This is a genomic window from Colwellia sp. (assembly GCF_013215345.1).
Classification (GTDB): domain Bacteria; phylum Pseudomonadota; class Gammaproteobacteria; order Enterobacterales; family Alteromonadaceae; genus Colwellia.
Map to the genome: position 1 here is coordinate 1 of NZ_JABSOV010000143.1, position 8,363 is coordinate 8,363.

The window sequence follows — 8,363 nt, forward strand, 5'->3', positions numbered from 1 at the left end:
GTAACAACAGAGAGTAGAGCTATAAATCAATGGATTCAAGACTTACAAGAAAGGCCAGTGATATGTACTTGTACTTAGTCACCTTAAATTATAAAAAGTTAACGCACAGTTTTAACAAGATTTTTCCGCGTTAAAGGTGCAACTTGCATTGCAAATAGCTAAACATAGGGCAAACCTACATTTGATATATTAAGGCTAAATTATGGAAGCTAGTGATCCACTACTTATTGCTTATGTAATGGCAACAATGATTGCTCAACACTTCACAAAATATTCATCCGCATTTTGTAACAGTTAGAATTTCTCTGGTCTGTTTCCGTTATTAATGCTGACCATTATTTAAATTATCCATGTCATATTACTGGGAAGTTTCCATAATTAGCTGTTATGCGATGTAAAGTTGTCAAATATTTTTACACACCTTTTTTTTTACTAGCTAAATATCACAAACTTCAACACGTTATATATTGGCACTATATATGCTTTGTAATAATGAATAATTAACTATTAAAAATGTCGAGGTAACATGAAAATATATATTGGATTATTACTTTGTTTCATCATGAGTAATGGCGTTAATGCGACCCTGTTAACTGGCGAAGTAGCAGATGATGCTTATGTAACGTTTGGGGGTTATGACTTAGCATGGGCATCTCCTTGTAGCGATGGCCTTCTAGAAGGTTCATGTGGTGCCATAGACTTAAGTGAGCAATCTGGATACGGTTGGAACATAATGACTTCAGGTTTATTCGCCTCATTGAATATCACTGCGTCAACATTTGTCGTAGATTATACATCTTCGAATACACAATTTTTCAGTGGTAGTAATTACGCTAAAGCATCCGGCTGGTTTTCAAATTCTCACTCACATATTGATATAGATAACGGTTTAGCTGGGAGCTGGGCTTTTGCAGATACCGCAGAGAGTTGTTGTAGTGAAACAATCACTTATCGTATCTCAAGTAGCATCAGTGTTCCTGAACCATCTTCAATTGAATTAGTCAGTATTCCTGAACCATCGTCAATTACATTACTTGGTCTTTGCCTGGCTGGGCTTGGTTTATCAAGAAAAAAATCAGCATAGATTAACTACTTAGCTTTATTTGAAACCTCGATATTCGTTGGGCCTTTTTTATACCTAAAAACATGTGAAACTAAGGCAGTTGTTTTTCAATGCCACATTGGACATAAACCTTTATTTACATTGGGATTAGATAGCACACGGAACACTATTTCAACCTATATTAAAAATGGGAAATTATAAAAATGGTTCCAAATAAAAGCCCACTTCATCGCTTAGACTGAGGATTTTCAGTTCTTCTTTTTAAGTTTATTTATATAGAAAATTGGTATCTGATAGGTCAGAATAATAGCAGTCACACTCAATTATTAAAGTAATGTAACTTCACCTGTAGTGGAATCATAGATGAAACCAAACTCAACTTTTCTTGTTAGCTTGTATGAGCAAGTATTATTACCTTCATAGTTACTAATAAATTCTTTCGAATCATCAATCGCTGCTTTGTTGTCACCGTCTTCTATTAGTGCTTCCCATAAAGATAGGCAATCATCGTCATTATCTGTCGATATTACTACATCACTACCAGGATAACTTTGAGCAGGAAAACCTTCTGGGTTAATGTCTATTTGTCCAGAGACATCAGTCCCATATAGTTGAATATTATCGCGTTGACTAAATGCAGCTGGTGACCCTAAAACGCGCCACTTCATGTGGGCAAGTTGTACACCTGACCTTAAAGCACCAGCATTGGCTTTAACTTTTGCCTCTAAAGCATCATCAGTTAAATTCATAAATTTTGGTGCTGCTGTCACTGCTAAGATACCCAGTATGACAATAACAACTACTAATTCAATTAAGGTAAAGCCTTTGTTCTTTATCATTTATCACTCAGTTATTGTTGAGCATGTTGTATATTTTTCTTTATGACCAATAAAGGTATATGTATTCTCTATTTTATAAATATAGCATTTCACTTAGTTTTGGCCTCAATAACACGGCATAAAATACAATAACCAGAAAACTCAGTCTTATGCTAGATTGGACGTAAATGTCTATTTGCATGAGCTTTCAACCTATCATGGAACACTATTGGAACCATTAAAATTGAAGGTTTATAAAAAGGGTTCCAAATCAAACTCAAACTGCATAGTTAATTCTGTATCCCTCGCTGAAAAGTTCTTATAGAGATCACTTAGATACGAAAACTGACGTTTCACTAATTAGGTTAAACGAATCTAATACTACCCAACCACACCACTGTTTATTTATACAGCCAATAGTATTCCTGCCTATTTACGTGAAATAAGGCATAAACCTGTATTTTACACATCGACCAGTTTGTTGTTTTTTAACTTATTGATTTAATGTTTTTTATAGGTTACTTTTTATTTTAGAAAAATGAAAGGAGGAAAAAACTGTATTAAAACATGACATTTTGCCTTCTAATAAGCTGTTAGCTTTGTTCTTATATCAAAAGGATTTAATATGCCAATCAATACAAAGTCAAAGATTAAACAAGAACGACTAGGTGTAACATTAGTAAAATATCAAGAAGCACTTAATTGGCTTGAGACTAAGGGGTTTAATGTAAAATCAAGTAGACTGGCAAAATATGCTCAAAACTATCAAAAACTTCTCGATAATTGGTTAGAAGAAACGTTTAGAGAGAAAATTGAGAATAAATCATATTCAAGTTCAGTTTATGAAATTCATGAAATAATTGAAATTCATAAAAGGCTGGTAGAGTTCGATTGTAAAGAGGTTAATGAAAGCCTAAAAAAAGTACTGTCAGGTGTAGAGCTTTATGAAGAGGATGGGTTGAAAACTAAGCCGAGTTCCGCTCGTGATTTTTCGTTTGAGCTATATATGGCAAGCTACTTCAAAAGAGCAGGTTATAATTTGAGCTTTAATACTATTGCTGACTTTAATGCATCTGATAGTAAAGATTCTTTTTTTGTAGAGTGTAAAAGACCCGCGAAAGAAGAAACACTAGGGAAAAATATAGAAAAGGCGTTAAAACAATCTGTTAAACGTTTTGTAAGCGATAGCAAGTTTATTCAAAAGGGAGTAGCTGCTATTGATATTTCACATTTATTAAATCCTAACCACGAATTCTATGTAGTAAAAGATCTTAACGAAACCTCCGAATATTTGAAAGTTGCTGATGAAGTATATTCCCCAATAATTAAAGAAAACTTTGATAAGTATGGAGAAAATTGCATTGCCGTTATTCTTAATTGGCGACTTCCGCTTTTACATATTCCAAATCAACAATTAGGCTTATACAACAGGGTGTTTAGCGTTCCTATATTTAATCCAAATTCAACGTCAGAAGAAGCATTCCAGCGCATGAGCAATAAACTAAAGAGTTCGGTTGGGGTTTAAAAGCTAACAAGCAGTTCAAGTAGGACAAATTACAGTTGGCTGTTTCTGCTTTTCGCTCCAAATTTTAGCCAGCTACAATTAGCCCCTTAACAGGGCGTTACATTTCATCAATAATACCAGTTAGGAGTTAAAATTGAAGTTAAAGGATAAACTAAAGAAAACGGGAAGGAAGTCTAAAGTTGCTTATTTAATAGCACTCCTTGTAATCATATATTTTGTAATGACTCTTCTGAAAGGTTTGTATATCTGGACAGACGGCAGTGAATTTACACTTGGTAATAATATTAATAATGGTATTTCTTGGGTGATAGGTTATACAAGCTTCCCTCCTTTGGATTCTTTATGGTTAAACATTCCGTTTGTTCCCTTTGAAGGCGGAGAGATGCTTAACTTTTATAAGGTAATAGTACCACCTGCAATAATCTTCTTTATTTGCGCTCTATTTATTTCTGATCATAGAATATTAAGAAATAAGTTTTTTACTCTTAAAGCTGAAATAGAAAAAGAAGTTGCACTAAGAGATATTCGAAAAGATGCTGGCATCGAAACCGTGTCAGAGTCAGCTACAGTTGATGTTGTTATAAGTAATGCTACAAATAAAGACCCATCATGGCATGATCGCTGGTGGGGGAAAATTACCATTGGTGTTGGTATTACAATGATAGCAGTCGCGCTTGGGTTAAAGTAAAAATATAACAAATTACTCAAACGGACGCGAGAAAATTGGTTACGCTTCGCTACACAACTTTTATCCATTATTCGTACGTTAGCATTCTTGAAGGTTTAGTATAATTTAGAGTATTTATAACATGACAACAAAAGAAATTTTTTTAGTTCTTATCTTGGTATTTATAGCTGGTTTTATATCAAGCCAACTCACGGGTACATTAGTACCGCAATACGCGACACCTTTCATGGCAATGATTGGTGCATTTATGGCGATTGCTTTTAATAGGGTAAAGCATTTAGACGACTTAAATTTAACTCGTAAAAAAGACACGGCTTTAGAATACATAAAATATGTAAGTGAATATCGTTCTGCTTTAATAGCTCTAATTGATCCTTCAGTTAAAGATGATGTATTCCATTCAAACTTACTTGATGCAACAAAAAATATGATTGCATCATTGGACAAATTACATGTTGTGTCTCGTGACGATGTATCTAAAGAAATAGAATTAAAAAATGCTGAGATAGTAGACTTAATGATCGAGTTCAGAGGGAAAGCTCATGAACTTGGCGGTGATAAAACTTTATTAATAAAGTGGTTTTCTTCCGAAGATATTGGTTCTAAACTTAATATAATAAGATATGATATTATTAAACTGATCAATTCTGAGGTTGGTGATGGCACCGGGACAAGCGGACTTAAAGAAGCGATAAATTCAAATAATGCGCACTTTAAAACTCTTTTCTCAAAGCTCATAGATTAGAATACTAACAAAAGGAGTTTGTTATGATAGATCCAATTTCATTCTTATTTGCTTCATATTTTAAGATGGTATCAAGTAGTATCAATCAACATTATTCAGACCTGTATAATTTTGAAATGCAAACAAAAGTAGTTAAATTTGAAGCCTATAACGTTGCCTATAGTTATCAAATTTGGAAAATAAGACAGGATAGTGTTTGTAATAACTACAGACAAAACTCTACCAAATTTTCTCAATGTACTGTAAAAGCCAAAGAGCTATTTCGTCAATCTTGTTCTTATTTACAACAAGATAAGAATAAACAACACATAACTATTAAATTACAGAATATGTATTGTAATGCCTCTATTAACTTTAAACCTCAGATTGCTATGGTGACAGAGCCTAAAAAGAAATCAGCCTATCAAATAGCAAACCAAAAATGAAATTCTGCAATTCTTGCATCAATGGGATCACGAGATAAAGAGGTTATTGAAGCAAGAAAAGCTGCATGTGAAGATTTAGAAACGTATTCAAAGTAGTGTAATAAGCAGCCTAAAAGGGAAAACAAAAATAGAACGGCAATAAATATTATTGAAATTACATTCTTTGCCCTGACCAAACCACTCGTCCAATAATTTCCATATCTGTCCCATCTAGGTTTTCTTTATTTATTTCCCAAGGTTCGTAGATGTTATTGTCTGATTTCACTTTGATAATTCCGTTAGGCAACATTTGTAAGCGTTTAACAAGTAAGTTTTGTTCATACCGCATTACATAAATCCCATCACTTAACCCATTAAAGTGTTTGTTCACCATTATCATGGCACCACTCTTTAATGTCGGATACATACTGTCACCATCTACTAACATCAAAAATACATCATTGGCGTTTACACCAATTTCTTTATTTAGCCATTCAGGTTTAAAGCTGATTAAGTGAGTTTGCTCTTCTGCTTCCACTAGAACCCCATCACCAGCCGATGCTTTAACTTCGTAAAAAGGTTCCTTTAGATGTTTTCAAACTTTATAAATCCACAGCAACGGGAAAATCTACTAAGTCGGGCGCTGGTCAGTCGCCTATTACTCCTAGTCTTATTGTTGGCTTCGCCTTTGTGGCTGCCTATTTGGTGTATATGGTTTTCTTTTTCTTCGATAGTGAAAGCAGTGAGACTGCTAAACCGTTGGCGAATAATTTACCTAATGAAATACCACAAAATACGAAAGGCAAAGCGCTTTCTAATCAAAGTGATAATTTATCCGCTAAGGCTACTAAGAAAAATATTAGCGCGATTGATTCTTTTAGTTTTCGTAATGCTAGCGTTTCGGTTATTACTGCGCCTAATAATTTTGTAGCGCTGCCCTTCGGAGCGACCAAGATGTATGTGAATACGGTTTACTTTAATAAGTTCAAGATCACTAGGGATTATGTCTTTACTGTTTATATAAATGGTGAAGAGCTTAATGTAGGCTCTGAATCACTTATTGCTATGGGCTATAGGATTTTTTATAAGTCTGATTGTCTGCTTGAACTAAGGTCAGATAAACACAGTAATTATGTTTATTGTGAGCCAAGCAGACCGAATGAGGCTTTTAACGAAAGGGCTGATTCAAGTGCTGTTGAAATGAAATTGATTTGAGATGTGTAGTATGGAGTAATACGTTTTAGTACCAAACTTGTTTAACCTGGCTAAGCCGGCAAGCTAATTTTGGTACTAATTCATCCTCCTGGACAGTTACCAGGAGAATATTTTGCTACTTATTAGTTAAAATACTTAGCCCTTACTGTAACTACTTTGAATTTAATTTCTCGAATGTACGCAAAGTAGAGCTAACAGCATTAAAATTTAATGCTTGCTTCAAGGTGAATAGTTACCATTTAAGATGATTTTATTGAACCAAATAATTAAGAAAAAACCGCTTTAAAAGCGGCTTCAGGTTGATAGTCGTTGTCTGGTTTTTATATACAGAGCTAGATATAGCAATAAGTTGTGAGCTATTTAAAAATAGTAGGTTAAGCTAGTTTACTTAATTTAAGTGTCGTTCAAGAAAGTTGGCCAATTCTCTATAAAATAAAATTTTGTTTGATACTTTGCTTATCCTATGACCTTCATCGCTAAATCGAAGATAAGTTACAGGCACATTATTTTGTCGTAAAATTTTAACCATACTATCGGATTCTTCAATAGGATCTCTAGGGTCATTGACTCCATGTTCAAAAAACATTGGAGATGTGATTTTTCCTACTGTATTTATTGGCGAATTATTCGCATAAAATTTTTGCCACTTTTCTTCGCGTATATCACCATATTCAATAATATCAGAAGCTTTAAGACCAGGAGATGCCGTCTTCAAAGCTCTAACCCAATCAGCAACTCCGACAAAAGAGGCACCTGCTTTGAAAGTACTAGGATAAAGCCCCATAACAGCATTTACCATATAACCTCCATATGACCCCCCCATAACAGCCGACTTTTCTGAATTTACTTGGCCACTTTTTTCCAACCAGTTAATTGCGTCAACTAAATCTCGGACGCTATTTAGTCTATTTTTCTTATCATCAAGCCGAGCATATTTTTTACCAAAGCCTGTAGAACCACGTACATTTATATCTAAAACGGCAATTCCTTTACCAAGTAAATATTGATTTATAGGCCGCCAACTTGGTCTTGATTGACTTGTTGGTCCTCCATGAACATTTATAACAACAGGAGGTGTCAATCCTTTATGAATAACTGGAGGAAGGTAAAGAAGCCCTTGTATTGTGACTCCATCACGTGCTTTGAAAGTAACAACTTTAGGGTGTTTTAGGTTCTGTGGGTTAATTCCAGCCATTTCCGGATCGATAAAGCTCTTAGTCAACCCCGTATCCAAATCATGAAGATATAATGTACCAGGCGTATCGGAACTAGACACTAATACTGAAAGCAGATTATTTTCACTAGTACAAGAAAGCTCATAGACACCTTTATGTATGTCTATTTCTTGATGCTTGTTGTTCACTAGATTTAATACTTGAAGCTTATCGTACCCATTTTGATTAATCGTCCATATTAGCGATTTATCATTGTTACATAGCCTAACTTTTTCTAAATTTAATGTGTTTTTTACGATAGTTGTTGTTTGATGTGAAATTACATCGTAAAACAAGACCTCATTCATCTCGCCATTTAAATTTGAAGAAAAGTAAAAACCTTCTCCATTTTTTTTCCAAGCAAAAGAATTAAAATCAGCAGCAATATCGGGGTTATAAAGTACATTAGATTTACCACTATCTGCATCAAGAATATAAAGGTTTACCGCGTCTTCACCTCTAACTTCTGCCATTAACAATTGACTGGTTTTTGGCCGCCATGCTCTAGGATAAAAACCAAATTTTGACTCGTAAATCATTTTTGAGGAATGGGTAATGAAGTCATAAGTATACAGATCAAAATCCCTTCCATTTCTTTCAGTTGAAGCATATGAAAAACGTTTTCCATCATCATCAAAAGCTCCAAAATATCGGTATGAATCAGAATGAACTAATAGGATTTTTTCTTCTT

Annotated in this window: 9 protein-coding genes; 6 read left to right on the forward strand and 3 right to left on the reverse strand. The window is 34.2% G+C overall.

Features of this window, described 5'->3' with window-relative positions; genetic code table 11:
* The first annotated feature begins 526 nt into the window (after positions 1 to 526).
* Positions 527 to 1,084, forward strand: coding sequence for a PEP-CTERM sorting domain-containing protein (locus HRT50_RS16160; protein ID WP_291616358.1), 558 nt, complete (start codon positions 527 to 529; stop codon positions 1,082 to 1,084).
* Between the two features lie 305 nt (positions 1,085 to 1,389).
* Here HRT50_RS16160 and HRT50_RS16165 read toward each other — a convergent pair whose 3' ends face one another.
* Positions 1,390 to 1,902, reverse strand: coding sequence for a type II secretion system protein (locus tag HRT50_RS16165; RefSeq protein ID WP_291616359.1), 513 nt, complete (start codon positions 1,900 to 1,902; stop codon positions 1,390 to 1,392).
* Positions 1,903 to 2,506: 604 nt separating this feature from the next.
* Here HRT50_RS16165 and HRT50_RS16170 point away from each other — a divergent pair.
* From HRT50_RS16170 to HRT50_RS16185, 4 genes are all read left to right on the forward strand, one after another.
* Positions 2,507 to 3,406 carry a hypothetical protein gene (locus tag HRT50_RS16170; RefSeq protein ID WP_291616361.1) on the forward strand — a complete coding sequence of 300 codons (900 nt, stop codon included), beginning with the start codon at positions 2,507 to 2,509 and terminating at the stop codon, positions 3,404 to 3,406.
* Positions 3,407 to 3,539: 133 nt separating this feature from the next.
* Positions 3,540 to 4,094, forward strand: coding sequence for a hypothetical protein (locus HRT50_RS16175; RefSeq protein WP_291616363.1), 555 nt, complete (start codon positions 3,540 to 3,542; stop codon positions 4,092 to 4,094).
* A 121-nt stretch (positions 4,095 to 4,215) separates the two neighbouring features.
* Positions 4,216 to 4,839, forward strand: coding sequence for a hypothetical protein (locus HRT50_RS16180; RefSeq protein ID WP_291616365.1), 624 nt, complete (start codon positions 4,216 to 4,218; stop codon positions 4,837 to 4,839).
* A 23-nt stretch (positions 4,840 to 4,862) separates the two neighbouring features.
* On the forward strand, positions 4,863 to 5,264 hold the full coding sequence (locus HRT50_RS16185) for a hypothetical protein (RefSeq protein WP_291616367.1): 402 nt from the start codon (positions 4,863 to 4,865) through the stop codon (positions 5,262 to 5,264).
* A gap of 154 nt (positions 5,265 to 5,418) precedes the next feature.
* Here HRT50_RS16185 and HRT50_RS16190 read toward each other — a convergent pair whose 3' ends face one another.
* The gene (locus HRT50_RS16190) at positions 5,419 to 5,781 is read right to left on the reverse strand and encodes a S24 family peptidase (protein WP_291616369.1); all 363 of its coding nucleotides are present in this window, start codon (positions 5,779 to 5,781) and stop codon (positions 5,419 to 5,421) included.
* Positions 5,782 to 5,933: 152 nt separating this feature from the next.
* Here HRT50_RS16190 and HRT50_RS16195 point away from each other — a divergent pair, with 152 nt between their 5' ends.
* Positions 5,934 to 6,458 (forward strand): hypothetical protein, encoded by a 525-nt coding sequence (locus HRT50_RS16195; RefSeq protein WP_291616371.1) that lies wholly within the window; start codon positions 5,934 to 5,936, stop codon positions 6,456 to 6,458.
* Positions 6,459 to 6,846: 388 nt separating this feature from the next.
* On the opposite strand, the gene HRT50_RS16200 is transcribed toward HRT50_RS16195, so the two are convergent.
* The coding region (locus HRT50_RS16200) for an alpha/beta fold hydrolase (RefSeq protein ID WP_291616374.1) at positions 6,847 to 8,363 on the reverse strand (1,517 nt) is incomplete at its 5' end.